Raw genomic sequence first — 24842 nt, forward strand, 5'->3', positions numbered from 1 at the left:
ACACCTTTTAATCATTTTTTAATCTAACAATTGGTCTTCATATTTGTTAAGGTATCACTAGAATAAAGGTAGAGGGTGAGCAAATGAAAAACAATTATTCTTTGATCGAAGACCGACGCATGCAAATTTTTAAGCGGCTGATCAATGGGGAGCACTTGAGTTACCAGCAACTTTCTGATGAGTATTATGTTTCTAGGAGCAGTATCGCCAAGGATATCGCTTATCTAAAAACACTGTTTGTCAAAGAAAATTTACTGTTGCGCTTTGATAATTCAGGCACTTATTTTCAAGGAAGCGAGTCACAAATCCAACGAATGTTGAAGCGATTTATTCTCCTTACTATGGAGCATGGGGAGAACCTTTCTGTTCTGACAAATGTGTCATTATTTGAAAAGATAAATGCTGCTTTTCGCCATTCGATCACCGAAAAGCAAATGGAGATCCCAGAAAGCTATATCCAAAGCATCGTTGTTTCGATCTTGCTGATTGTCGAGCGCTCAAATCAGGCAAATCAGCTGGATATAGAAGAGAAGCGCCAATTTGGCAAATTGTTTTTGGAATTTGACAAGTATCCGTTGATTTATGAATTGTTGAAAGAAATTGAAGAACAAGAAATCTACCATTTTTCATCGAAAGAAGTTCAGTACCTAACCTATCTCATTGTAGGTAGTGGCTTACGCTTTTTTATGAAGAATGAATCGATTCCATTCTCTTTTCGAGGGAAAGTCAGAAATCTGATTCAGAAAGTCAGTGAAGGCATCCAGATCGATTTGACACAGGATAGTCGCTTAGAAGAAGATTTGACGATTCATTTGTACCAGCTGTTTTTACGCATTGAGGCTCAAACTACTGTAGTCAATCCATTGCTAGATGAGATCAAACAGCATTATCCGGCATTGTATGGGGTCGTTTGGTTTTCTTTGAACGACTTTCTAAAGGCCTACCATATTGGAATATCTGAGGATGAAATCGGGTTTGTTTCGATTCACTTTCAAGCTGCAGTAGAACGGATGCGGCAATTGAATAAAATCGTCTTTGTTTGTCCGAATGGTGTTGGCACCAGTTCATTTATTTCTGCCAAGATTCGGCGGATATTGCCTAATGTCGATAGTATTGAAACCGCTTCTGTCGCTAAGCTCAAAGAGATGGATATTTCTGCCATCGATTTCATTATTTCCACGATCGATTTACCTGATGTTTCCAAACCAGTCGTCCGCATCTCGCCGATGGTGACCAATCGAGACATGAAACGGATCATGAATCACTATATCGATTTGATTATTGATAATGAACCGATTGCGGATAAGGTGAAAATCCTGCAAGATACACGGATGTTGATTGCACCGAAGATTTATTTTGAACGATTTGAGACCAAAGAACAAGCACTGGATTTTCTGATCAGTCAAAATGACTTTTCGTCGGAAAATCAGCGAACGGACTTTCAGCGTTCTGTCTTAGAACGAGAAGCATTGCAGTCGACCTATTTAGATAACGGTTTTGCCATACCTCATGGCAATCCTGAGTTTGTTTCAAAAAAGACCTTTTCTGTATTGATTTTGGATCGCCCTGTTGATTGGGGCAACCAAAAAGTCGATATCCTCGTGTTACTAATGATACGAGAAGATGAGGCCCAAGAAGTAGAACCTGTCATGAAGTTGATCATGCAAGGGATCGAAGACAAAGAATGGTTCATTTCAAAAATGTTGGAGGTAAAATCATGATCAATTTAAAAAAATTACTGCCTGAGGATCATATCGAGACCACGCATCAAATCCTCACTTGGCAAGAAGCAGTTCAATTGGCGAGTCAGCCGCTATTAAATGAAAAAGCCATCGATCAACAATATGTCGCTAATATGATCCATAGCGTTGAGGAGAACGGCCCGTATATGGTATTGGCTGATTATTTTGCATTGATGCATGCTCGTCCGGGGGAAGGTGTTTTTCATCAAGGGATGAGTTTGCTAGTGACTAAAAACGAAATCGATTTAGCTGGCAAGCCGGTCCGTATTTTTCTTGTTTTAGCTGCAAAAGACAATCAAAGTCATTTGCAAAGTTTACAGGAAATCATGGAAGTGTTTATGGATCAGGAAAAGTATCAACTTATTTTGAATGGTGACAAAGAACAGATTTGCCAATTATTCCAATAGGAGGAAAAGAAGATGAAAATTTTAGCTGTGTGTGGATTTGGTGTTGGAAGTTCAATGGTGTTAAAGATGACGATCGATAAGGTGATTAAGGAGCTGGGGCTGAAGGCGACTGCTGAGAATACGGATTTGTCTACTGCAAAAGCAACTCCTGCAGATGTTTATTTTACAAGCCACGAATTATTGAATGATTTGCAAGCTTCAGTCAAAGCACCTGTCTATCCCATCAAAAAATATATGGATGTCGCTGAGGTCAAAATGCAAATGGAAAAGTTTTTAGCTGAAAGAGAGGGATAATCATGAGTTTTGTCACAGATCATATTTTAAAGAATCCGCCAGTGTTGCTCGGACTAATTGCAATGATCGGGTTGATCGTGCAACGAAAACCTTTTGCCGAAGTGGTGAAAGGCTCGTTGACAGCAGCCTTTGGGATGGTAGCATTGACCGCAGGGGTCAATATGCTGACGGGAACGATCGCACCAATCAACACAGCGGTTCAGACACAGTTGGGGGTTCAAGTAGCCGATGGACTTTCTGATGTGACCTTCACAGCAGAATACGGGGGAACTGTTGGGTTAGCTATGTTTTTCGGATTGATATTGCACTTATTGATTGCTCGTTTTACACCAGTTAAGACGATTTTCTTGACGGGTCATATGTTATGGTGGTTCCCATTTGTGATCGTTGCGGGTGGGGTTGAAGGTGGAATGTCGGGGATTCCGTTATTGATTTTAGGGGCTGTCTTATCTGCTTGTTATTGGTCATTTATGCCTTGGATCATGCGGAAATATGTTTGGGATGCCACTGGCGATGATTCGTTCTTGATTGGACATCCTACAGGGATCTTATCGATGGTGTCCGGCTTCGTGGCAAAACGAGTAGGAAACAAAGAAAAATCGACAGAAGATTTAAAAGTACCAGAAAACCTGTCCTTTTTCCGTGAAATATCCATTACAGGTGCCTTGGTGATGTTTTTGATGAATATTGTTGTAGGAATTATCGCACCAGTTCTTGTCCCAGAAGGTGGGAATCTGGTCATGTTTGCTGTCCAAGCAGGTTTGAACTTTGGCGCAGGACTCTTGATCATGCTTTATGGGGTCCGTCTCTTGATCAACCAAATTATTCCAGCTTTCCAAGGAATCGCCGAAAAAGTCGTCCCTGGAGCCAAACCAGCTTTTGATGTACCGATCCTATTCAATTATCGTCCGAATGCCGTGATTATTGGTTTTATCGTAGCTATGATCACCTCAACGATCCTTGTGATCATTGTCAATACGACGAATGTTTTTGGAATCTTGATCGTACCATTAGTTATTACCAGTTTCTTTGAATGTGGCGGCGCAGCAGTTATTGGAGAAGGACAAGGTGGCTTGCGTGGCGCAGTCATTGGTACCATTGCCGCATCATTTGTGATGGTCTTGTTAGTTGGTGTATCTGCCGTTCTATTCAGCACAACGATTCAAAACTGGATTCTGATCTTTGGAGGAAATGACTTGTCACTTTGGGGAATCATTGGCCGTGGTCTTGGCAGTCTATTTGGGGGAATTTAATATGTATCAATATGTTGATAAAATCCATGCGTTACTAGAAATCATTGAAAAAAAGGAACAGCATGCAATCGATGAGGCGATTTGTCTCTTGACTACAGCAAATCTAGAAAAACGTTCGATCTATATTTTTGGGGCTAGTCATGCGGGGATCTTGGCAGAAGAAATGTATTATCGCGCGGGAGGGATGATGACGATCAATGCGATCTTTGGGCGAGAACTGATGTTGGATCGCAGTCCCATCACCTTTACTAGCAAAATGGAACGACTAGAAGGTTACGGCACCGCATTAGCGGAAATCCAGCCGTTCAAAGAAGGGGACGTGCTGATTTTACACTCAGTTTCAGGTCGTAATCCCGTCATAATCGATTTAGCACTAGCAGCAAAAGAAAAAGGCGTCAAAATTATCGCTTTAACAAACAAAACGTATTCGCAATCAGTCACTAGCCGCCATTCTTCGGGCCTTCGTCTGTTTGAAGTCGCTGATCTTGTGATCGATAATCATGGGGAAATTGGTGATGCAGGTTGTCAGATTAAGGGGATGGATCAAAAAGTAGGACCTACTTCAACGGTTATTGGTGCTACGATCCTCAATACCATTATCGTCGAAGTTTGCCAACAATTGAAACAAGCAGGAATCGATTATCCGCCCATCTTTTATTCCGCAAATATGGATGGCGGCGATGAATTGAACCAATCATTGTTTGAACAATACAAAGAAGCCATTCATTATCAGTTGTAACGATGATTGTACAGAAGTTTTAACTCAGAAAAAGAACTGTGAGAAAAGCATAATCCAAATGAAAACTGATCGTGTCAGAAGTTTTTACTTCTCATAAAATAGCAGCAAGACTCCAGTAGAGCCTTGCTGCTAGTAGATCTAAGGAATTCAATTGGGGCAAGTCATCTCGCAGTTCTTTTTTGTGATCATTCCAGCATTCCTATAATTGATGAGAGCCTAGTCCTTCGGGAGCTTTATGCTGTTCTCACTTTACTCAAACTCTTCATATTCATTCGGATCTTGACCTTCAATACGTCCATCTTCTTTATTCAAGCGATTGATTGCATTGATTTCTTCTTCAGTCAATTCAAAGTCAAAAATAGCTAAGTTTTCTCGCTGATGGCTCAGGTTTCGGGATTTTGGTAGTGGTAGAATCCCGCGATCGACGTGCCAGCGTAAGATGACTTGACCCGCAGATTTTTGATATTTATTTGCTAGATCAGTGATGATGGATTCTTTGAGCGCCGCGCTGCCGCGACCTAATGGACTCCATGCTTCAGTAATGATCCCGCGTTTTCTGTTTTCTGCTACCATTTGTTCTTGGACCCAGTAAGGATGGATCTCGATTTGATTGATGGCTGGTGTGACACCAGTTGCTTCAATAATGGCATCTAAATGTTCAGGTTCAAAGTTAGACACACCAATAGAACGAATCAAACCTAATTTTTGCGCAGTCACTAACGCCTGCCACGCCTCGATGTACTTGCCGCGTTTTGGCAGTGGCCAGTGGATCAAAAAGGCGTCAAAGTAATCTAATCCCATGCGCGCCAGCGATTCTTGAATACTAGTTAGTGCATCATCATATCCATGATATTTTCCTGGTAATTTTGAAGTGATATAAAACTCAGAACGAGGGACACCGGATCGCCGAATCGCTTTACCGACGATTCCTTCATTGTCATAGTTCGTTGACGAATCAATCAAACGATAGTCATCTGCAATCGCTGCTTGCAACTGGCTTAAGCCTTCGCCACCGCGAATTTGATAGGTACCGATGCCCACGGCTGGACGCAAATTACCGTCATTTAGGGTAAGTAAAGGTGCTTTCATATAATGCTTCCTCCTTTTTCTTATACATTCTACTCTAACGCTTTTTTAGCTTTAAGGTAACCAACTTGCTCAATGAGACAAGAAAAGAGCAATGATTCCTTTTGAATGGAATCATTGCTCTTTTTATTCGTTTCGATCAATTTATTTTTCAGGTGGCGTGCCATACATTTTTGGTGTGACAGGATCTAGTTTTGGCGCTTTGCCTTCAACTTTAGGAGTAGAAAGCCATTGGTATTCACCTTCGCCATCAAGTGCTTTTCCTTTTGCCCAAGAGCCTTCTTTACTTTGATCTCCTTCAGAGAAATTGTAAAAGTCATAGGCGATGTCTAACCGTTCTTCATTACGAGGGAAAGTGCTCGGTACTAAGATTGTACCCTCTTTTTCTTCAAGTTCTTTGACAGCTTGTGCCCAAAGGTTTTGGTGATAGCTGTCCCGAGCTAATAGCACGGATAAGAGATCTTTAACTCCACGGTCATCAATCATTTCATAGATTCGAGCGACTTGTAATCGTCCTTGTGATTCTGCATTTAAATTGGCACGGAAGTCTGCCAGTAAATTACCGCTGGCAATGATGTAAGCGCCACTCCATGGATTACCGACACTGTCAGCTGGACGTGGTCCTAAGCCAGCAACAATCGCATGCTGTGGATTCATTCCAGAGATAATTGCGCCAATTGTTGGGTCTTTTTTCATTGCGGCTTCTTGATCTTCTACCGGTGCACCTTCTAATAAACGAGCAACCATTGTAGCAAGCATTTCAACGTGTCCAATTTCTTCCGTCGCAATGTCCATCAACATATCTTTGTACTTTTCTTCTCCACGGCAGCTCCAGCCTTGGAAGAGGTACTGCATTGCTACACTCATTTCGCCATACTGGCCACCGATCAATTCTTGAAGATACTTCGCAATTAATGGATTTGGTTTGTCTGGTTTTGCTTCGAACTGTAGTTCTTTCTGATGTAGAAACATAGTTGTCCTCCTCTAAAATGATTTTTATTGGGCCCAAAAATATTCTCTCACGTTTATTTAGAATGGTCTAATCAAACGCTTGCTTTATTTCCGTATTAATAAAAACCGTTGAAATAGCGCTTTTTCTTGACAAAAATCAGTCGCCATTAGATAGTTGAAGAGAAGTGAAGGAGTTAAAGGAGAGAGGCAAAATGTATTCGTACTATAAAATCGAACAGAACCAAATCAGAGAATCATCTGAAGAAGACTATAATTGGTTGGTAGTCAAACATGGAAATGAAGAAGAAAAAAAAGAGTTGCTGACACTTTTTGATTTACCGGAAGATATTTTTATCGGTTCCGATGAACCAGAGGAAGTTTCCCGATTAGAACATTTACGAGACACTAAATTAAACAATCCATTTCTTTATACATTGATCGATCTTTCTTCAAATCATCAAGAACGCATTGAAAAACGCCTTGAACCTGTCACATTTATTCTTTCTAAAGGATTGATGATCACCTATGTTTCTAGAGAATCGAATCTCGTTGAGCGATTGATCGAGAAACATGGAAGTGAGCTTCGACATTTTGAGGATATCATTGCTTTTGCCACATTAATGATCTATACCCACTATATCAATGGGTTGAAAGAGATTAAAAAGCAAATCGACCAATTGGATGCGGCTGCCCGTAAAACAACCGAAAATAATGAACTATTTAATCTGGCAGACACAGAACGAGATATGGTTTATTTGGATCACACATTGAAAGATCAGAATCTTACAGTCAATCACTTGATGGAACGAAAAGAGTTTTTAGACAAATTAGATAATGAATCGTTAGTTTACGACATTAAACTGCGACAGAAATTTGCCAACAAGCTTGTCACGATCTATCGCGATTTATTGGAAACCATCGGTGGTCTATTCTCGGATATGATGGACAATAATTTGAACCATTTGATGAAATATTTAGATTCAGCAGCATTAGTGGTTGCAGTGCCATCATTGATTGCTGGACTTTGGGGGATCAACACTGGCGGACTGCCTGGGAAAGATAACACGATAGGAACGATTCTAGTCTTTGGGTTAGCTGTCTTGGTAGGCATCCTTACTGCTGTCTATCTTTCAAAGAAAGACTTTTCAAAAACAAAATAAAGAAGCAACTTTGCCTAGCATTGAACGCTGGGCAAAGTTGCTTTTTTACGTGACTTCGCAATCGCGAAGACTCTCCAATAAGCAGAGGGAAGAAGCGAGAAATGAGAAACATTAAGAAGAAAGGTCGGGGTACAATCCGAACAATTTATTTTTTTCTTTACTCGCTATTGCATACGCTCACTTCTATCGCTGCTTTTTTCTCATATTCCTTTTACACAGTGAGGGGGAACAGGTTTCAAATACAAAAAGCAGAATCAAAGGAATGTCAATTGTTTTGATGTTTCATCAGAAGGATGTAGTGAACGAGGTGTGAACGACAATCAGGTTTCTTTGATTGCTTTTAAACATAGGGAAGATGACGATTGAAAGCAGACAATGAAAGAAAATCGTACATAGTCTAGGTACCCTTTATCAGAAAATAACTTTCTGTCAATCGAAACGCTTTCAAAGAGCTGCGGCAGTTTTTTTGACCTCTTGCAGCGCGTGTTAACGATTCCAAAAAAGTTGATTTATCCTTAATATAACAACGTTTTAAAATTTTTTTGTTTTTTTAAGAGCAAAATTTTTGTGTATTTTTAAGAAGAAGCGTAACATAATATGTGTAATAAATATTTCACAGAAAGAAGGAGAAAATTATGCATTGGTTATGGGTATTAATCGTAGGAGCTATTATCGGTTTGATTGCCGGAGCAATTACAAATAAAGGTGGATCAATGGGATGGATCGCTAACATCGTTGCAGGTTTAGTTGGTTCAGCAATTGGACAAGCATTGTTAGGTAGCTGGGGTCCTCAATTAGCAGGAATGGCTTTGATTCCTTCTATCATTGGTGCGATCATCGTTGTTGCTGTAGTATCATTTTTCTTGGGACGTTCAAGAGGTTAATCGTTAAACATATCAGCAATTTTACCTATTATCTTAAGGAGCAGCTTTTCGCTGCTTCTTTTTTTGTATAGACAAACTGCTTCTATCACTGACCATCGATGTTGTCTAACCGATGTCGCCGAATGCAAGCATTACCTTTGTCAGATTAAAAAATACTCGTTACACTTAATATAGAACGACGAAAGAAAGGATGATCTCAATGAAAAAAATGTACGAAACAGCAATGATCAATCGTGGAGGCCGTGATGGCGAGGTTGAGGCACCAAACGGAAGTATGCACATGAAGATCGACCGCCCAGGAATCCATAGTGAAGGGACAAATCCGGAACAACTATTTGCTGCTGGATACGCATCTTGCTTCAACGGCGCGGTTCAACACATGCTGGAAGAAAATAATCTTGAGTCTGATTCTGAAGTCAAAGCACGGGTATCTTTATTTCAATTAGAAGATGGGGGCTACCAAATCGGGGTTGTTTTAGAAGTTTCTTTGCCAGGGCTTGAGAAGGACCAAGCAGAGAAAATCGCAGAAGAAGCTCACGCATTTTGCCCATATTCTAAAGCAACAAGAGGCAATATTGATGTGGAAGTGACTATAGTAGAATAAGGGATTCTTAACGTTACTATAAATGAGAGTATGAAAGATCCAATAAAGATACGCTAGTAAAAGAAACATGTAGTTACTGTAATTAACAGCGGTATATGTACGATTGATCGAATAGAACGAGGAGGCAAAAAAATGACACAGCGGGTAGCAATAATGATTTTAGTGTTGCTGGTCATTGGCCTCCTTGTTTGCTATGTCCTAAAGTTTAAGGATTGGAAGCAGCAACGAATACATCAGGATATTGAAAAAAAGTTAAAACGGTATCCTATTGTTCAAGCAGCTTGGGAAAAGGCTGAAGCAAAACAATATAACATTCCTGGATTAACAGAAACAAGAATGATGGTGCCGGAAACCGGCGAAAATGAGCTTTGTCAATGGATGACGCCGCAAGGGTTGGCTTTTTCTCAAGATTTTGTGTTTATTTCTGCCTACTGTTATGACCATCAGCATCATTCTGTTATTCATGTACTGGATAGAGAAACAGGACAGCCAATCAAACTGCTGATTTTACCTAAACGGCCACATGTAGGGGGCTTAGTATATGATACAAAACGGGAACTTTTATGGTTGACAATCACAGGATCTGCTACTGGACGAGTAGCCGCATTACGTTTGATCGATATCTTAGCAGATACATCTGAAGCGACGGGACAGCCAATCACTTATTGGCTGACAACTGATCTCTTAGAGATTCCACAAGCATCGTATTTGACTCAAAACAATGATCAACTGGTATCTGGCAACTTCACACTAAAAGGTGAAGGACAGTTGACTTTCTATCTATTGCCGACGATAGCTGAAATGAAAACAGCAATTCGGCGCAAAGACAAAATCCAACCAACTGTGACAATGAGCAGAAAAACACCTGATAAGATTCAAGGTGTGGCTTTTTATGGCCATTATCTCTTAGCCAGTCGTTCTTATGGTCCTTATACCTCGGAACTCTTAGTGTCCGAGCGGGACTCTCCTAGCCGGATCCTAAAACGAATCAAATTTCCACCGTATTTGGAACAAATCGTTGTCGTAGAAGATCGTCTGGCAGTATTGTTTGAAAGTGGCGCCGTAGCGTATCGCGAGAAAGCCAATCCTGTGTTAGCCAATGTTTTATTACTAGACTTAGCAACGTTGCTTCACGCAAATAAGCGTTCCAAAAAGATTGCTGCAACTAAAAATAGTCGGACACCTCAGGATGATCACTGTTGTTCATAAAGAACGACAAGAAAAATCATCTAGCGATGTTCGACTATTTTATGAGTTTGAATCATTGAGCGTCTGTTGTATAGCAATGCGTATTAGTCAATGATCGATCGTTGAATATCCAAAACAGTTCCTGTTTTCGCATCTGCTAAAAATTCGTAAGTGATCAGTTGTCCGTCTTCGGTCCGAGTAATACCGCCGGTATATCCTTGAGATGTCACTGCAAATTTACGAAGCGGTTGCTTCTCAAAATTGATCCAGGAACCTTCGATCGGGCCTTCTTTTAAAAATGCTGCTTTGATTTGATCGAGGACGTCATCTGCATTCATCGATTGTTTTTTCTTCATCCATAATGTCGAGAAGATCCCGCCTGCAAAACCGACACCCACGCCGATGGCCAGGCCGTTTTTAAAATAATTGAATGGACGTTCATTGATCATAAATGTTGTGCCTCCTTGAAGACTTCTCCTATCCTGTTAAGGAATAAACGGAAATCCTTTTGTCTGTTTAGATTATTTTACCATAGTTTAGAATTTTTCTATAAGAAAAGAACCAGAATGAGTAATTTGCGTTATAATAAATATAGATTTGCAAGAGGAGGGAAGGCTTGTTTCGATTCAAGCCGAAAAAAGTATGGAAGAAAAAACGTTTCAACGAATCAAAGAATTAACAGAATTGCAAGGAACTAGCGGATTTGAACATGATATCCGTGCCTATATGCGGGAAGCGATGACCCCATTAGTGGACGAAATCCAACAAGATGGACTTGGCGGGATCTTCGGATTACGGCATCATCCAGATGCAGATGCACCACGCGTGATGCTAGCTGCTCATATGGACGAAGTTGGGTTCATGTTGACACAAATCACCGAACGCGGGTTATTTAAAGTGACACCTCTTGGCGGTTGGAACCCTTATGTCGTTTCAGCACAACGCTTCACTTTAAAAACTGCGAAAGGCAACTACCCATGTATTTCTTCATCAGTGCCCCCACATTTACTACGTGGAACAGCTGGACAAAAAGCAGTAGAAGTAACGGACATTCTATTCGATGCTGGTTTTGATTCTAAAGAAGAAGCGGAAAGTTTTGGCGTACGACCAGGTGACACCATCGTACCTCAAGTAGAAACAATCAAGACAGCGAATGGCAAAAACATTATTTCAAAAGCTTGGGATAATCGTTATGGCTGTACGGTTGTATTAGAAGCATTGGAAGCATTGAAAGAAGAACAACTGGGTCACACATTGATTGCTGGTGCCAATGTGCAAGAAGAAGTTGGCTTACGTGGTTCAAAACCTTCTGTCACGAAATTCCAACCAGATCTATTCTTCGCTGTTGACTGTTCACCAGCTGATGACACAGTGACGAAGAATGGGACTTTTGGGCATTTAGGTGAAGGGACACTGATGCGTATCTACGACCCAGGAATGATCATGTTGCCTCGAATGAAAGAATTCTTGCTGGACACAGCAGAAACAAACAATATCCCTTACCAATACTTTGTGTCTAAAGGTGGTACGGATGCTGGTGCAGCTCATATGGCCAATGAAGGAATTCCAAGTTCTGTGATCGGTGTACCAGGACGTTATATCCATACCCATCAAACACTATTCAGCATCGCTGACTTTGATGCTGCGAGAGAAATGGTGATCCAAGTCTTGAAAGGTTTGGATAAATCAACAGTTGCTACAATCGTAGAAGGAAAATAAATATTAAGAGCTGTGATACGACTCAACGCTAGATCAGACCTATTTGGTTCAATTTTTGATCTGTTATTGTAACTGTTTACGATAATCAGGAAATGGACCAACTACTAGGGTGCTGTTTTCAGTGACTAGCAGGGGCGTGATCACAGCTCTTTTGCTTGTGAGTTGGTTCCCTGTTTTAAAAGGTGTATAATTTGATTAGAGAAAAGAAAGTGGTGAGCGTGTGATTGTTCCAAAAAATTTAGAAGAATTGGCAACATATGTCGAAAAAGGAAAGAATGTCTTCTTTTTTACAGCAGACTGGTGTGGGGATTGCCGTTATATTAAACCGCAATTGCCTGAGATCGAATCAGATTTCCCTGAATTTCAATTTGTTGAAGTTGATCGTGATGCTTATATGGATGTGGCTGTTGAATGGAATATCTTTGGAATTCCAAGTCTTGTAGTGATCGAAGACGGCAAAGAACTTGGTCGTTTAGTCAACAAAGATCGAAAAACAAAAGCAGAAATCGAATCTTTCTTATCAAGTCTAAATTAAACTTTCGAGGTGAAAAACATGAGTGGGCAAAGATATCAAAATATTTTAGTAGGTGTCGATGGCTCCGACCAAGCCAATGAAGCGTTCAAAAAAGCAGTTGAAGTGGCACGACGCAATCAGGGGAAAGTTTATGTAGCGAATATCATCGATCAACAGATCCCCACGATGATGGGATATGCTCCTTTAGATACAACGATCATTGAGCAGGAGAAAGATACTGCCCAAGAATTAATCGAATCCTGTAAACAATATGGTAAATCCGTTAATTTTGATTTGATCGAAGGGATCATTGCTTACGGCTCTGCGAAAGAAGCGATGGCCAAACAGTTACCAGAAAAATATGGGATTGATTTGATCATGGTAGGCCAATCCGGACTGAATGCAGTTGAGCGGTTTATTACCGGGAGCGTAGCGAGTTATATTATTCGCGAAGCGAAATGTGATGTGTTGGTTGTCTCTCCTAGCGAAGAATGAGCAAAAGACAAAGCTGTGACAGAAGATACAGAGACAGGAAAAAAGAGCAAGCGAGTGCTTTTTCATTCACTAGCTGCCTGTTGGTCTGATTTCTGTCGCAGTTTTTTTATGGATTGGGAAGTGCAGCGATTGTAAACTAAGAAAATTCCCATGACGAACAGACAAAAATTTGTTAAGATTATGGGCGGAATAAGTAAGAGGAGGAAGATAAGTGATTTTTGCATACAACAAAGAATATGTGGGCGATACTTTGATCGTGATCACAGCAGATGATAAAGGGCTGGAACAAACGGCTGAACGAAAAGGAAATGTCGCTCAAATCAAAAATGAAGAAGGTACGATCGTAGGTTGGAACTTCTTTCACATTTCTGATACAGTTGCCATTGAAGGAAACGGGCAAGTAGTTTTGACGAAACAACAAGTGGAAACTTTGAACCGATTGATCACAGAAGCTGGTTTTACGGAGCAATTGGCAATTGATTTAGAGCCGAAAATCGTTGTGGGCTATGTCAAAACATGTGAACCACATCCAGATAGTGATCATTTATCTGTGACAGAAACAGAAGTCGGAGAAGGAGAGGTCCTGCAAATCGTTTGTGGTGCTGCCAATATTCGCAAAGGCTTGAAAGTCGTTGTTGCTAAACCAGGGGCAATGATGCCGGATGGGTTATTGATCTGGCCAGGAACGCTTCGTGGTGTCGATAGCTACGGCATGATCTGTTCTGCTCGTGAACTGCACTTAGCAAATGCACCATTGAAAAAAGGAATTCTTGAATTACCACAAGATGCCGTTGTTGGTGAAGCTTTTCCAGTTGGTAAATAATAAAAAAGATCTGCCACGTCCTGTTTGTGTGGCAGATCTTTTTTTGACTTGAATTTAGTTGCTGCTGTCAGTCGATTGTTCATTGATCGAAGTATCTACAGATAGAACGACTTTGGCTGTTTTTTCTTCTTTGCCGCGGTAGAACGTCACTGTGATCGTATCACCGACTTTGTGCTTGTACAGAGCAGATTGTAGATCTGTGGTTGTGCTGATGTCGGTATCATCGATTTTCGTGATGACATCGTATTGTTTCAATCCTGCTTGTTCAGCTGGTGTCGCGTTATTTACTGAGTATACGACTACTCCGTCAGTGACAGAAGATGGTACTTTCAAGATTTGTTCTTGTTGTTGCGAAGTGATTGAGCTTAAGTTGATTGTTCGAATACCCAATGCTGGACGAACAACTTTGCCGTCTTTTTCTAATTGATTGATAATATCGACAACATCGTTACTTGGGATCGCGAAGCCCATTCCTTCTACGCTGACACTTGATGTTGATTCAGAAGTGCTAGCGATCTTGCTAGAGTTGATTCCTATCACTTGTCCTTCAACGTTGATCAGTGGACCACCAGAGTTTCCTGGGTTGATCGCTGCATCTGTTTGAATCGCATTGATGCTGACTGCTTCTCCAGATTCGTTTTGGTTTGTTACTTGACGGTTCAGAGAAGAAACAATCCCTTGCGTTACGGAGTTTGCAAAGCTAGATCCTAATGGAGAACCAATCGCAATTGCTGGCTCGCCAACTTTTAGTGAATCAGAATCGCCGAAAGAAGCAACCGTGTCTACTTTATCAGAAGAGATACGTAAAACAGCAAGGTCAGTGTAAGCGTCTGTTCCGACTAATTCAGCTTTGACTTTTGTGCCATCAGAGAGAACGACTTCCAAACCATCTTGTCCTTCTACTACGTGGTTATTCGTAACGATATACGCTTTGTCACCATCTACTTTATAAATCACGCCACTTCCTTCAGAAGAAGCTTCTAGTGAACTGTCATCGCCTGAATTCTCAGTCCCTGATCCTTGACCACCTTGCTGACCAGAGCCAAATAACCCTTCGAGTCCATTCGCATTATTTTGTTGTAAGTTGATGATCGAAACGACTGCTCCTTGCACTTTTTCGACTGCTTTTGTTACATCGCTGTTGACATCATATTTAACATTGGAGACTTTCGTTTGTCCATTGTTATCTTGAACGCCGCTGGTTGCAGTCGTTCCAGGTGAAGTCAAAGAAGAGCCCATCGCCAGATAAAGTCCGCCGAAGGTCAACAAACCACCAACGACTCCGCCAAGAATGCCAATACCTAATTTTTTTAATAAACCGGAAGAAGGTTTTCTTCCTGGTGTCACATTTTTTCGTACCATTTGTTATTCCCCCTATTGAATTGTTTGTATGTATTTATTATATTCTTTCTTTCTGACAATAGTCTACTAAGAGATTTTGAAAAAAATATGAAGAAGATAGGGAGGATTTAGACTAAAACAATGAAATTTCTTTTTTTAGACTACCAATCATTTTTTTAGCAAGAAAAGAGTCACTTGAAACGATTCGTGGTACCAATGGTACTATAGAAGAAAAAATTGGTACGCGACATATATTCTGAAAAGAAATTCAATTATAATGATAGCGGAAGGTGAGTGGTCATGAATATTAAAATCGTCACAGTAGGCAAATTAAAAGAGAAATATCTGATTCAAGGAATCAATGAATACGTGAAACGATTAGGCGCTTATTGCAAAATCCAATTCGTGGAAGTTCCTGATGAAAAAGCTCCAGAAAGTATGAGTGAAGCTGAAATGCTTCAAGTGAAAGAAAAAGAAGGCAAGAAAATCTTGGCAAAGATCAAAGACCAGGAATACGTCTTTGCATTAGCGATTGAAGGCAAAAATCCCACCAGTGAAGCTTTTGCCCAGCAGATCGAGCAACTAGGAATCCAAGGCAAAAGCCAACTAGTCTTCGTGATCGGCGGCTCCTTGGGTCTCAGTCAAGAAGTGATGCAGCGTAGCAACACCCAAATCTCTTTCGGCAAAATGACCTATCCCCATCAGTTGATGAAACTGATTCTAGTCGAACAAATCTATCGTGCTTTTCGCATCAATACAGGCGCGCCTTATCATAAGTAGGGCTAATGATACCGTGGTATATGAGAATACTAAAGCATTTCATACTGACGTGTAGCTTGTGAAAGAATGATGGGCAAGCTAAAGAATCCTATCTAATCTAATCATCTTAAGTGACCCCCAAAGTTAGACAAAAAATCTAATTTTGGGGATCACTTCATTATGAGAGATTTTTTGATTTAATTTTTCATAAAAAAAGGCTTGTAAATGACCCATTAAATCTAATCGCAGTCACGGGAATGTAAGAATACATATCAATCTCATGTATGAGGAAGTCGTGAGAAATAATTCTTCAAAAATTTAGTAACCATTTTGCCTGTTGTCTGCTACTATGTGTACACCAAATACTCTATAAGAGAGGTCTTACAAGTGAAAAAAGTTCTAGTAACAACGATGGGTCTACTGCTTCTTTTGGGTGGCTGTTCAACAAATAAGACAGAAGAAACATCTACTCCAGAAAAAGCTGCAACAACTGAAACAAGCACGACTAAATCAAGTACCACCCAATCAAGTACAGCTAAAGCTTCTAAATCTACGAGTACCGAAGTAACTAACCTAAATACAACTGAGTCATCCGAGCGCCAATCGACAAAAGATCAAAGTGCGTCAGTCGTTGCTCAACCAAAAACTTCCTCCAATCAAGCACAAACCAAACAACCAGTGAAGCACGTTTTGTGGGATGCTTCCAAGTCTGCAGAGCTTGCGACGTTTATGCAGAGTTGGGGACAAGAAATGGGGCAGCAATATCGAAGCTACGATGACCATGTGCAAGCGAATTACTATGGTCTCCAAGTACCTCAAGATATCTTAGATGGTAAATGGACAACCGTCATCAATCAAACCCCTGTCTCAGTAGAGTGGACAGAAACTGGCGAGGGAACAGCCGATTTTCAGATCGTGGCAATCTATTCGGACATCGACCATGCTACACCAGCTGGGGGACATCTCTATTTCTTTGGCTTCCAGCAAAAGCAGCCAAAAGTTCTAATCACGCAGCAAAACCAAGGAAACCAAAATAATTACTTGTATTTTAAAGAAACAGGGAATGAATCATTGAAAAACGAATTTATTCAGCTTGCCAATCGCTAAATGCTATAAAACACTTGGAAGTGGAATGAATGCGTGGTTGCGCACTGTCAATCAGAGGTGACCAATCAGGTGATGAAAGAGATTTTGAAAAAATTGTTGGGCTTTCTGAGCCAGACAAAAGAGGGTATCCAATGAAGAAACACTACTTTATGGCTTTTTTACTTAGTTTATTCTTTTTATTTGCTCTGCCAGTGCAGGGAATGGCAGTTGCTGGAGGACACGGCGGTGGTTCGACCAGTCGTGGCGGATCCGGTGGAGGTTTTGGCGGTGTCACAACATTTGATGACTATTCGGATCATTATTCCAGAGCTTCTTGGGGAAGACGAGGGTACGGCTACTATAGTCCGTATGGTTCAACAGGTATAGACGACTATGTTTTGATTGGTGCCTCAGTAGGCGGCGTAGCGATTCTTTCTCTCGTTAAACGAAAAAAAGACCAAAGAGCAAGAATGAATGATTTATTCGCTCAAATTCCAGGTAAAAAGAACGAAAAGAAAAAATTACTTCATGAAATCCAACAGACCTTTTTTGCTATCCAAACAGCTTGGGAACAAGAAACACTCGAAAAAGCAAGCAGCTATTATACTGAAAAATTATTGGTGGAACACCATCAAGTACTGCAACAGAATAAAGAGGCCGGCATAAAAAATCATACAAAGAAAATCATCCTGCAGCAAGTAGAGAATTATCGACAACTGCGTGAAGATAGCTTTTCCATTCGGATTGATTTTAGCTGCTATGATTATGTGGAAGACCAGATAAGTAAGCAGGTCCTCTCAGGATACAAACATCGAAAACAATATTTTTCTCAACTATGGTATTTTAACTATTCTGAAAAAGAGGGAAAATGGCAGGTTGATTTTATCCAACCGATTGACTTGAATGAAACAAGAGCGGGCTCGTTATGACCGTGTTTGTTGTGTGAAATTCAGACAGGCGATCGTTACCTTTCTGGCAAAAGGTCTAGTAAGTTAAGGCCTTCAGTGGTCAAGAGATATCGACTAATAGGGCAAGAAGATTTGTAGCCGAACCGACTGCAGGCATTGTGCATAAAAAATAGGCGTTTCTATACGTGAATAGTTCAAAAAATTCTTTCGATCGGATAGACGGTTACGAACCGCTTCATCCAGTCGAAAGAATTTTTGTTTTATAATGATTATTTTTTGGCTAAAGGAGAGTCAGTCGGCTCAATTGGGTAGAATCAAAAAAATTAACCGTTTCACGAGTGTCCATTCCTATAAAAGTAAATGATAATATAACATTTTTAGTGTGAACCAATCATTTTTGAGAGAATCCCCAATCAATTACAGCGTCCTTGCTGGATTTGTTTTTCATCAATGGATCAGTGCCTCTTCGATTCTGCAGTCCGCAAGGCATACGCGTCGAGCAAGATTCTAGCAAGGATCGAGAGAGGCAGTCTTGAACGAACTTCATAGTCTGGAAAGAAGGAGCCTTCTGATTTGAAACCAACAAAAGGAATTTCGATATGCGCCATCAAACTAGAGTGTCGGTTGGCAGTGAGCAGAATGGTCCCGATCTCCGCTTCATAACAGTTTTCAGCTGCGGTGATCAACTCCTTGGTTTCACCATTTAATGAAACGAAAATCACGATATCTTCTTTAGTCAATTTCTTACTGATGTTTTTGATGATATTGGGATCGGTATGCATCTCACAGTATTTACCAGTCAGTTGAAATTTGACCATCATCTCCTGAGCGATCAATTCGGAAAATCCGCGAGCAAAGAGCATGATTCGTCTAGCTGCTTTGATTCGCTGGATCGCGTCTTCGATATTGCCGCTTTCCACCATATTGATCGTGCGGATCACTTCTTGTTCATTCTTCAGAATCGCTGTTTTTATTCCTTCATCTACTTTATCAAGCGCCGCAAAATTGATATTGGTATTTTCTTTTTCTTTTAGTGAATGCTTGAAAGCAGTAAACCCCTCGTATCCTTTTTTCTTCATAGTACGAACAACAGTCGCCGTTGAAACGTTTGCATATTCACTTAATTTTACAATGGAGCAAGACGGAATCTCAAGGATGTGACTTTGGATAAAATCCCACAGGTATTGCTCTGACTCACTTAATTTTGTATCCATGTTCTGCCTCCCTTCAGCTAGTCTTTATTGTAAATCGAATGATTCACCTACTTCAAGGTCATGGAGTATTTCTTGTAAAAGTTTTCAGCGGTTTTGTTTATTTATGAAAACATTTACATCAAGTAGTGATCCATAATAAGTTTGTAGGAAAGGAGGGGCGCAAATGGCTGTTTATACATGTACGTTAAATCTAGCGATCGATCTTTTTATCGAAACAGATGAGATGAAACCATTTCAAGTGAATCGCACAAAGGATGATGATATCCAAGCCAATGGAAAAGGGGTCAATGTCTCATTGATCATGAAAAAACTGGGCATCGATAGCACAGCATTGGGATTCAAAGCGGGGTTTACTGGTAATTATATTGAGGACTACTTGCATCAACAAGCGATTCAGACCGATTTTATTCCCGTTCCGGGATTTACGCGAATCAACGTTTTTACGCATGTAAATCGCGATAATAAGGAGTACAAACTTGTGAATAAGGGATCTGAAATTTCAAAAAAGCAGATCAATCTTTTGCTAGACCAAATTAGACATCTGCAAGCTGGTGACTATCTCTGTGTATCGGGGAGTATGCCACAAGGTGTCTCGCCCAAAATTCTTATAGCAATCAGTCGTATTTGCTTTGAAAAGCAAGTGAATCTGATTATTGATTCAAGTTATTCAGAGGTGTTGGAATGTCTGCCTTATCAGCCTTTCTTGTTAAAGCCCAATGAAGAAGAGTTGCAAGCATGGTATCAGACCGAAATCAATGATCGCAAAGGCTATATCGACTACGCCAAGCGATTGGTGGCTAGTGGTGCGCAAAATGTGCTGCTCTCTTTAGGAGGAGAAGGCGGCCTTCTCTTGACAAAAGATACGGTCTACTCTGGAAACTCTCCTAAAGGCAAAGTAGTGAACACAGCATGTGCTGGAGACACGTTATTAGGAACATTTCTTGCAGGGTATTTAACAGGTGAGCCGCTGGATGTCAATTTGAAGAAAGGATTAGCTGCTGGAAGTTCAACCGCTTTTCGTAAGGGACTAACTGATTTTTCGGATGTTGCAGAGTTGGAAGAACAAATTGAAATCAAAAGAAGGAGCGAATAAAAAATGACCACTTACAAGATTGTTGCTGCAACGGGCTGTCCCACTGGGATCGCCCATACCTATATGGCACAAGAAGCGTTGGAACAAGCCGCCAAACGCAAAGGAATAGCTATTAAAGTAGAGACTCATGGACAAGTGGGGATAGAAAACCAGTTAACGCCAGAAGAGATAAAAAATGCAGATGCGGTCATTATTGCTGCAGATAAAGATGTCCAAGCGGAACGTTTTGCGGGAAAACGCGTGATCAATGTTCCAGTCAGTAAAGGAATCAAAGATGCCGATCAGCTAATTGAAGAAGCATTGAGAGGGTCGATGATTGCAGAAAACAAGACGGTCGATGCATTGGAGCAAGCAGATGGGGGAATGGCTGCTGGAATCGGACATAGTATTTATAAAAATCTGATGAATGGTGTTTCTCATATGTTGCCATTTGTCGTAGCAGGGGGCGTGATCATCGCCATCTCATTCGCGATTTGGGGTGTCTACTCTTTTGATCCCAATGACCCAACATATAATCCAACATCAGCGATGTTAAAGGGAATTGGGGATACGGCAATGGGAATGATGGTCCCTATTTTAGCAGCGTACATTGCGGAAGGGATTGCTAAACGTCCTGGTTTGGTTGTGGGATTTGTCGGCGGTTTGTTAGCCAATGCTGGTGGCGCTGGTTTCCTAGGCGGGATCTTCGCGGGATTCTTAGCTGGGTACTTTATTCTGCTCTTGCAAAAAGTCATGAAAGGATTACCGAAACAATTAGATGGATTGAAGGCTATTTTCTTATATCCAGTGATTGGTGTATTAGTCATTGGTGTGGTGATGTCTTTGTTAGCAAGCCCGATGGAAGCGATCAATCAAGGTATGATGGATTTCTTGGCAGGATTCCAAAATTCGAATCCATTGATTTTAGGCATCATTGTTGGCTGTATGTCCGCATTTGATATGGGCGGTCCCGTCAATAAAGCCGCTTACGTTACGGGTACGGCATTGTTAGCTCAAGGAAACCATACCTTTATGGCAGGTGTTTCTGCGGCATGTATCGCGCCACCATTGATTACGGGATTTGCTGTCTTATTTTTTGGAAAATATTTTGATACGAACGACCGCAATGCAGGGCTAGTCAACTTTATTTTAGGATCAACGCATATTACTGAAGGGGCGATTCCATTTGCAGCCAAAGATCCTCTGCGTGTTCTGCCTACGATGATGTTGGGTTCATCGATCGCAGCGGTTTTGACCTATATGTTTGGAGTCCAAGTGCCTGCTCCTCATGGCGGCTTTTTAGTATTGCCGGTTGTCACGGGAAAAATTGCTTGGGTAGGTTCGATTTTACTTGGCTCGATCATAGGTGGAGTAATTTTAGGATTCATCCAAAAACGCAGTGTAGAAAAACGTGAAGCAGAAGTGTCAGCTGTTGAATGGAAAGAAACAGCGAAAGAATAGAAAAGAGGAAGACAAATGACGTTGATCAAAACAGACCACATTTTTATGAAGCGAGATTTTGTGACACAAGACGAAATAATGACCTTCCTTGCAACGCAAGCAGTTACTCTAGGCATCAGCAGTGATCAAGCTGCTGTTTATAGAAAATTGCTAGCAAGAGAAGAAGAGAGTACAACGGGGATGATGGATGGATTTGCTATTCCTCATGCGAAAGATCACAGTATCGAAGAAGCCAATGTCATCATCGTCCAATTAAATAGCAAAATCGATTGGAAAAGTTTGGATGGAGAAGGGACCGATTTTATTATTGCTCTTTTTATACCTGATTCAGAAGCGGGAACGACTCATTTGAAACTATTGTCTCAAGTGGCACGGCTTTTGATGCATAAAGATGTGACAAATTGTTTGAAGCAAGCACAGTCTCCTGCTGAAATTGCCGAAATTTTGAATGGAAAACTGGCAGAAAACTAAAAAAGGAAGTAGTGAAAGCATGACATTATCAAATAAGCAAGCATATATCCAACAGCTATGTAATGAAAATGGCATTATTAGTGCATTAGCCATTGATCAACGAGGGGCTTTGAAAAAAATGATTGGCAGATTCCAAGACCATTCAGTCACGACAGAGCAAATCAGTGCCTTCAAAAAAATCGTGTCAGCCGAGTTGACGCCCTATGCCTCAGCAATTTTATTAGATCCAGAGTACGGATTGCCAGCAGCCCAAGTTCGGGATGAACAAGCTGGACTATTGTTAGCCTACGAGAAAACCGGTTATGATGCTTCAACTCCGGGGCGTTTGCCCGATCTTTTGTCCAACTGGTCTGTGAAACGGCTAAAAGAAAATGGCGCGGATGCTTGTAAGTTTTTGCTCTATTATGATGTGGACGAACCTGACGAGATCAATGATCAAAAGAAGGCATTTATCGAACGGATTGGTTCGGAATGCCTTGCTGAAAATCTACCATTTTTCTTAGAACTGGTTTCTTATGATGCTGCTATCCCAGACACCACTTCGAAAGAATATGCTTTGAAAAAACCTCATAAAGTAAATGATATGATGCGAGAATTTTCGCAAGCACGCTATGGCGTTGATATCTTGAAAGTGGAAGTCCCTGTGAATATAAACTATGTAGAGGGCTATGCGGAGGAAGCTGCTTATACTAAAGAAGAAGCGGCGGCTTATTTCAAAGAGCAAGCGGAAGCGACGGGTCTGCCCTATATTTTCTTAAGTGCAGGGGTTTCAGCTGAATTGTTCCAAGAAACACTGCAATTTGCCAAAACATCCGGCTCAAAATTCAATGGCGTACTTTGTGGACGAGCAACCTGGGCAAACGGTGTGGAGCCTTTTGTGACTCAGGGAGAAAGTGCGGCGAAAGAGTGGCTGCAGACTCAAGGACGTACAAACATTGAAGCGCTAAACAATGTTCTGCAAAAGACTGCTACACCGATTCACTTGTAATAAAAACGTTCATTAGAAACAACTGAAAATCAATCCGATTGGTTCCTTCGTTCTCTTCAGTGAATGAAGGGCCTTTTTGTTTGGATGAACCAAACGAATAGCAGTCAAGAATTTCTAGTTAGGTGGTAGAATAAAGCTAGTATTCGTTGTTGCAGATAAATAAGGATGCGTTCTTTTCCCGAAAATCTGAGATAACAGTAGGAAAAATGTTGTGTCATAGAAGAAAGGAGTTTTCGATGGAAACCCGTATATTAAAGTATTTTTTAGCTGTAGCTGAGGAACAAAATATTACCCAAGCAGCTAAAAAACTGAACATCACGCAACCCACTTTAAGCAGACAAATCAGAGAGTTTGAAGAGCGGCTGCATACAGAATTGTTTGTCCGCCAAAATAAGAAACTTTATTTAACAGAAGCAGGTCTGTTTTTAAAAAAGCGCGCAGAAGAAATTCTTGAATTGAATCAGAAAACAGAACAAGAATTGTTCAATTATCAGGAGACGATTCTGAATGGACAAATTGCGATTGGTTGTGTGGAAGCAGAAAACTCCTATTTGCTCACACAAATCATCGAAGAAATGGTTACTGATCACCCCCAAGTGTCTTTTACTATTTTTAGCGGAACTAGTAATGATATTCTGGAAAAACTTGATAAAGGCTTGCTTGATGTGGCGATTTTGATTGATCCTGCAACGACGGATCAATACAATCGGCTGACATTGCCTAAGAAAGAAGTCTGGGGGCTGTTTGTTGCGAATGAACACCCGTTGGCTGATCGAAGCAGTATCTCACCTGCAGACATCCTCAACACACCGTTGATTTGTTCGAGTCGTAATGAAGTTTTGGAAATGTTTTGCACGTGGGGCGGATTCGTTGAAGAAGAGTTGACGATCGTCGGGAGATACAATTTGATTTTTAATGTCCTTTTATTGGTCGAAAACAATGTTGCTGCTGCTTTAGCAATTGCTGGAGCGATTCATCATCGAGAAAAACAAACAAAATTCATCCCCTTTGCGCCACCCCTGGAAACGAACTGTGTTCTGGTATGGAGAAAAGAGACGATTTTGGCGCCGACAGTCCAAACATTTTTGAAGAAATTCAAGCATGCTTTGCAAGCATAGAAATCAGCTTAACAAGTATTGGACGAATGGTAAATCAAGCAGTAACATGAACTTGTAAGTTATTGAAAGGATTGTCGCTTTATTGATTGTGAAAGCTGACAAAATGGCATAATGGTATCAGACAAAGAGGTATGCAAGGAGGAGACAAGCAATGGCAAAATTTGAAGAAGTAAAAGATGGCGTGATTTTCCCAAGTGGCACAAAAAATGAAGCGTATGCCCAATACTTTGTTGGACAAAGTTATTTAAACACTTTAGTTGCAGACCCCTCGATCAATGTTGGCGTTGGGAATGTAACTTTTGAGCCAGGGTGCCGCAACAATTGGCATATTCATCATGATGGTTATCAGATTTTGCTGGTTACTGGTGGTGAAGGTTGGTATCAAGAAGAAGGAAAACCAGCCCAATTTTTGACAGCAGGAGATATTGTCGTCACCCATGATGGCATCAAGCATTGGCATGGCGCAGCAAAAGATAGTTGGTTTGAACATCTGGCAATTACTGCCGGAACGCCTGAGTGGCTCGAAGCTGTGGCGGAGGAAGACTATCAGCAGTTAAAAAAATAA

At 40.9% G+C, this 24842-nt stretch carries 27 protein-coding genes; 22 read left to right on the top strand and 5 right to left on the bottom strand.

Annotated elements, in window-relative coordinates:
- Positions 1-83 precede the first annotated feature (83 nt).
- Genes EG2_RS09565 through EG2_RS09585 form a run of 5 tightly spaced genes read left to right on the top strand, consistent with a single transcriptional unit; the run spans position 84 to position 4435 of the window.
- Positions 84-1721 (top strand): BglG family transcription antiterminator, encoded by a 1638-nt coding sequence (locus EG2_RS09565; RefSeq protein WP_060814526.1) that lies wholly within the window; start codon positions 84-86, stop codon positions 1719-1721.
- Complete coding sequence (locus tag EG2_RS09570; RefSeq protein WP_082709547.1) at positions 1718-2149, top strand: PTS sugar transporter subunit IIA; 432 nt, start codon at positions 1718-1720, stop codon at positions 2147-2149. The genes EG2_RS09565 and EG2_RS09570 overlap by 4 nt, the downstream gene beginning before the upstream one ends.
- Positions 2150-2161: 12 nt before the next feature.
- A complete protein-coding gene (locus EG2_RS09575) occupies positions 2162-2443 on the top strand; it encodes a PTS sugar transporter subunit IIB (RefSeq protein ID WP_002301437.1) in 282 nt (93 codons plus the stop codon).
- A 2-nt stretch (positions 2444-2445) separates the two neighbouring features.
- Positions 2446-3696 carry a PTS ascorbate transporter subunit IIC gene (locus tag EG2_RS09580; RefSeq protein ID WP_003125789.1) on the top strand — a complete coding sequence of 417 codons (1251 nt, stop codon included), beginning with the start codon at positions 2446-2448 and terminating at the stop codon, positions 3694-3696.
- A gap of 1 nt (position 3697) precedes the next feature.
- The gene (locus EG2_RS09585; RefSeq protein ID WP_060814527.1) at positions 3698-4435 is read left to right on the top strand and encodes a sugar isomerase domain-containing protein; all 738 of its coding nucleotides are present in this window, start codon (positions 3698-3700) and stop codon (positions 4433-4435) included.
- Between the two features lie 249 nt (positions 4436-4684).
- Here EG2_RS09585 and EG2_RS09590 read toward each other — a convergent pair whose 3' ends face one another.
- Both EG2_RS09590 and EG2_RS09595 read right to left on the bottom strand, forming a co-directional pair.
- Complete coding sequence (locus EG2_RS09590; RefSeq protein WP_060814528.1) at positions 4685-5524, bottom strand: aldo/keto reductase; 840 nt, start codon at positions 5522-5524, stop codon at positions 4685-4687.
- A 141-nt stretch (positions 5525-5665) separates the two neighbouring features.
- Positions 5666-6493 carry a manganese catalase gene (locus tag EG2_RS09595; protein WP_060814529.1) on the bottom strand — a complete coding sequence of 276 codons (828 nt, stop codon included), beginning with the start codon at positions 6491-6493 and terminating at the stop codon, positions 5666-5668.
- A gap of 191 nt (positions 6494-6684) precedes the next feature.
- On the opposite strand from EG2_RS09595, the gene EG2_RS09600 reads away from it, so the two are divergent.
- The 4 genes from EG2_RS09600 (at position 6685) to EG2_RS09615 (ending at position 10329) form a co-directional block, all read left to right on the top strand.
- Positions 6685-7632: a magnesium transporter CorA family protein gene (locus tag EG2_RS09600; RefSeq protein WP_060814530.1), complete on the top strand. Its 948-nt coding sequence runs from the start codon at positions 6685-6687 to the stop codon at positions 7630-7632.
- Positions 7633-8267: 635 nt separating this feature from the next.
- Entirely contained in the window at positions 8268-8516 is a 249-nt protein-coding gene (locus EG2_RS09605; RefSeq protein ID WP_002292290.1) for a GlsB/YeaQ/YmgE family stress response membrane protein, read from the top strand.
- 199 nt (positions 8517-8715) lie between these two features.
- On the top strand, positions 8716-9120 hold the full coding sequence (locus EG2_RS09610; RefSeq protein WP_002292291.1) for an organic hydroperoxide resistance protein: 405 nt from the start codon (positions 8716-8718) through the stop codon (positions 9118-9120).
- A gap of 132 nt (positions 9121-9252) precedes the next feature.
- Positions 9253-10329 (top strand): hypothetical protein, encoded by a 1077-nt coding sequence (locus tag EG2_RS09615; protein WP_060814531.1) that lies wholly within the window; start codon positions 9253-9255, stop codon positions 10327-10329.
- A gap of 83 nt (positions 10330-10412) precedes the next feature.
- On the opposite strand, the gene EG2_RS09620 is transcribed toward EG2_RS09615, so the two are convergent.
- Entirely contained in the window at positions 10413-10757 is a 345-nt protein-coding gene (locus EG2_RS09620) for a PepSY domain-containing protein (RefSeq protein WP_003125823.1), read from the bottom strand.
- Positions 10758-10950: 193 nt separating this feature from the next.
- Between EG2_RS09620 and pepA the strand changes: the two genes are divergently transcribed.
- The 4 genes from pepA (at position 10951) to ytpR (ending at position 13859) form a co-directional block, all read left to right on the top strand.
- On the top strand, positions 10951-12027 hold the full coding sequence (gene pepA, locus EG2_RS09625) for a glutamyl aminopeptidase (RefSeq protein ID WP_060814532.1): 1077 nt from the start codon (positions 10951-10953) through the stop codon (positions 12025-12027).
- A 220-nt stretch (positions 12028-12247) separates the two neighbouring features.
- Entirely contained in the window at positions 12248-12562 is a 315-nt protein-coding gene (locus EG2_RS09630) for a thioredoxin family protein (RefSeq protein ID WP_060814533.1), read from the top strand.
- Between the two features lie 18 nt (positions 12563-12580).
- On the top strand, positions 12581-13036 hold the full coding sequence (locus tag EG2_RS09635) for a universal stress protein (protein WP_005470736.1): 456 nt from the start codon (positions 12581-12583) through the stop codon (positions 13034-13036).
- Between the two features lie 211 nt (positions 13037-13247).
- A complete protein-coding gene (gene ytpR, locus EG2_RS09640) occupies positions 13248-13859 on the top strand; it encodes a YtpR family tRNA-binding protein (protein WP_060814534.1) in 612 nt (203 codons plus the stop codon).
- Positions 13860-13913: 54 nt separating this feature from the next.
- Here ytpR and EG2_RS09645 read toward each other — a convergent pair whose 3' ends face one another.
- Positions 13914-15221, bottom strand: coding sequence for a S1C family serine protease (locus EG2_RS09645; RefSeq protein ID WP_060814535.1), 1308 nt, complete (start codon positions 15219-15221; stop codon positions 13914-13916).
- Between the two features lie 279 nt (positions 15222-15500).
- Between EG2_RS09645 and rlmH the strand changes: the two genes are divergently transcribed.
- The 3 genes from rlmH (at position 15501) to EG2_RS09660 (ending at position 17974) form a co-directional block, all read left to right on the top strand.
- Positions 15501-15980 (top strand): 23S rRNA (pseudouridine(1915)-N(3))-methyltransferase RlmH, encoded by a 480-nt coding sequence (gene rlmH / locus EG2_RS09650; protein WP_003125832.1) that lies wholly within the window; start codon positions 15501-15503, stop codon positions 15978-15980.
- A 366-nt stretch (positions 15981-16346) separates the two neighbouring features.
- Positions 16347-17066, top strand: coding sequence for a DUF4767 domain-containing protein (locus EG2_RS09655; RefSeq protein WP_060814536.1), 720 nt, complete (start codon positions 16347-16349; stop codon positions 17064-17066).
- 131 nt (positions 17067-17197) lie between these two features.
- On the top strand, positions 17198-17974 hold the full coding sequence (locus EG2_RS09660) for a TIM44-like domain-containing protein (protein WP_060814561.1): 777 nt from the start codon (positions 17198-17200) through the stop codon (positions 17972-17974).
- A gap of 434 nt (positions 17975-18408) precedes the next feature.
- On the opposite strand, the gene EG2_RS09665 is transcribed toward EG2_RS09660, so the two are convergent.
- Positions 18409-19167, bottom strand: coding sequence for a MurR/RpiR family transcriptional regulator (locus EG2_RS09665; protein ID WP_060814537.1), 759 nt, complete (start codon positions 19165-19167; stop codon positions 18409-18411).
- 163 nt (positions 19168-19330) lie between these two features.
- On the opposite strand from EG2_RS09665, the gene pfkB reads away from it, so the two are divergent.
- The 6 genes from pfkB (at position 19331) to EG2_RS09695 (ending at position 24842) form a co-directional block, all read left to right on the top strand.
- The gene (pfkB, locus tag EG2_RS09670; RefSeq protein WP_060814538.1) at positions 19331-20260 is read left to right on the top strand and encodes a 1-phosphofructokinase; all 930 of its coding nucleotides are present in this window, start codon (positions 19331-19333) and stop codon (positions 20258-20260) included.
- 3 nt (positions 20261-20263) lie between these two features.
- Entirely contained in the window at positions 20264-21700 is a 1437-nt protein-coding gene (locus EG2_RS09675) for a PTS fructose transporter subunit IIC (RefSeq protein WP_060814539.1), read from the top strand.
- A gap of 15 nt (positions 21701-21715) precedes the next feature.
- On the top strand, positions 21716-22171 hold the full coding sequence (locus EG2_RS09680; RefSeq protein WP_060814540.1) for a fructose PTS transporter subunit IIA: 456 nt from the start codon (positions 21716-21718) through the stop codon (positions 22169-22171).
- Positions 22172-22190: 19 nt separating this feature from the next.
- A complete protein-coding gene (lacD, locus tag EG2_RS09685; RefSeq protein ID WP_060814541.1) occupies positions 22191-23159 on the top strand; it encodes a tagatose-bisphosphate aldolase in 969 nt (322 codons plus the stop codon).
- A 236-nt stretch (positions 23160-23395) separates the two neighbouring features.
- Complete coding sequence (locus EG2_RS09690; protein WP_060814542.1) at positions 23396-24277, top strand: LysR family transcriptional regulator; 882 nt, start codon at positions 23396-23398, stop codon at positions 24275-24277.
- 151 nt (positions 24278-24428) lie between these two features.
- Positions 24429-24842 carry a cupin domain-containing protein gene (locus EG2_RS09695; RefSeq protein WP_060814543.1) on the top strand — a complete coding sequence of 138 codons (414 nt, stop codon included), beginning with the start codon at positions 24429-24431 and terminating at the stop codon, positions 24840-24842.

Origin of the sequence: Enterococcus gallinarum NBRC 100675, assembly GCF_001544275.1 — a bacterium.
In the GTDB taxonomy this organism is placed as follows: Bacteria; Bacillota; Bacilli; order Lactobacillales; family Enterococcaceae; genus Enterococcus_D; species Enterococcus_D gallinarum.

Bases quoted from the DNA above. Each gene is read 5' to 3' on its own strand.
- EG2_RS09635 (WP_005470736.1), top strand. From the start codon at position 12,581: ATGAGTGGGCAAAGATATCAAAATATTTTAGTAGGTGTCGATGGCTCC.
- EG2_RS09585 (WP_060814527.1), top strand. From the start codon at position 3,698: ATGTATCAATATGTTGATAAAATCCATGCGTTACTAGAAATCATTGAA.
- EG2_RS09690 (WP_060814542.1), top strand. From the start codon at position 23,396: ATGGAAACCCGTATATTAAAGTATTTTTTAGCTGTAGCTGAGGAACAA.
- EG2_RS09645 (WP_060814535.1), bottom strand. From the start codon at position 15,221: ATGGTACGAAAAAATGTGACACCAGGAAGAAAACCTTCTTCCGGTTTA.
- EG2_RS09600 (WP_060814530.1), top strand. From the start codon at position 6,685: ATGTATTCGTACTATAAAATCGAACAGAACCAAATCAGAGAATCATCT.
- EG2_RS09695 (WP_060814543.1), top strand. From the start codon at position 24,429: ATGGCAAAATTTGAAGAAGTAAAAGATGGCGTGATTTTCCCAAGTGGC.
- lacD (WP_060814541.1), top strand. From the start codon at position 22,191: ATGACATTATCAAATAAGCAAGCATATATCCAACAGCTATGTAATGAA.
- EG2_RS09565 (WP_060814526.1), top strand. From the start codon at position 84: ATGAAAAACAATTATTCTTTGATCGAAGACCGACGCATGCAAATTTTT.
- EG2_RS09595 (WP_060814529.1), bottom strand. From the start codon at position 6,493: ATGTTTCTACATCAGAAAGAACTACAGTTCGAAGCAAAACCAGACAAA.
- rlmH (WP_003125832.1), top strand. From the start codon at position 15,501: ATGAATATTAAAATCGTCACAGTAGGCAAATTAAAAGAGAAATATCTG.
- EG2_RS09575 (WP_002301437.1), top strand. From the start codon at position 2,162: ATGAAAATTTTAGCTGTGTGTGGATTTGGTGTTGGAAGTTCAATGGTG.
- EG2_RS09660 (WP_060814561.1), top strand. From the start codon at position 17,198: ATGAAGAAACACTACTTTATGGCTTTTTTACTTAGTTTATTCTTTTTA.
- pfkB (WP_060814538.1), top strand. From the start codon at position 19,331: ATGGCTGTTTATACATGTACGTTAAATCTAGCGATCGATCTTTTTATC.
- EG2_RS09665 (WP_060814537.1), bottom strand. From the start codon at position 19,167: ATGGATACAAAATTAAGTGAGTCAGAGCAATACCTGTGGGATTTTATC.
- EG2_RS09570 (WP_082709547.1), top strand. From the start codon at position 1,718: ATGATCAATTTAAAAAAATTACTGCCTGAGGATCATATCGAGACCACG.
- EG2_RS09580 (WP_003125789.1), top strand. From the start codon at position 2,446: ATGAGTTTTGTCACAGATCATATTTTAAAGAATCCGCCAGTGTTGCTC.
- EG2_RS09620 (WP_003125823.1), bottom strand. From the start codon at position 10,757: ATGATCAATGAACGTCCATTCAATTATTTTAAAAACGGCCTGGCCATC.
- EG2_RS09605 (WP_002292290.1), top strand. From the start codon at position 8,268: ATGCATTGGTTATGGGTATTAATCGTAGGAGCTATTATCGGTTTGATT.
- EG2_RS09615 (WP_060814531.1), top strand. From the start codon at position 9,253: ATGACACAGCGGGTAGCAATAATGATTTTAGTGTTGCTGGTCATTGGC.
- pepA (WP_060814532.1), top strand. From the start codon at position 10,951: ATGGAAGAAAAAACGTTTCAACGAATCAAAGAATTAACAGAATTGCAA.
- EG2_RS09590 (WP_060814528.1), bottom strand. From the start codon at position 5,524: ATGAAAGCACCTTTACTTACCCTAAATGACGGTAATTTGCGTCCAGCC.
- EG2_RS09680 (WP_060814540.1), top strand. From the start codon at position 21,716: ATGACGTTGATCAAAACAGACCACATTTTTATGAAGCGAGATTTTGTG.
- EG2_RS09610 (WP_002292291.1), top strand. From the start codon at position 8,716: ATGAAAAAAATGTACGAAACAGCAATGATCAATCGTGGAGGCCGTGAT.
- EG2_RS09675 (WP_060814539.1), top strand. From the start codon at position 20,264: ATGACCACTTACAAGATTGTTGCTGCAACGGGCTGTCCCACTGGGATC.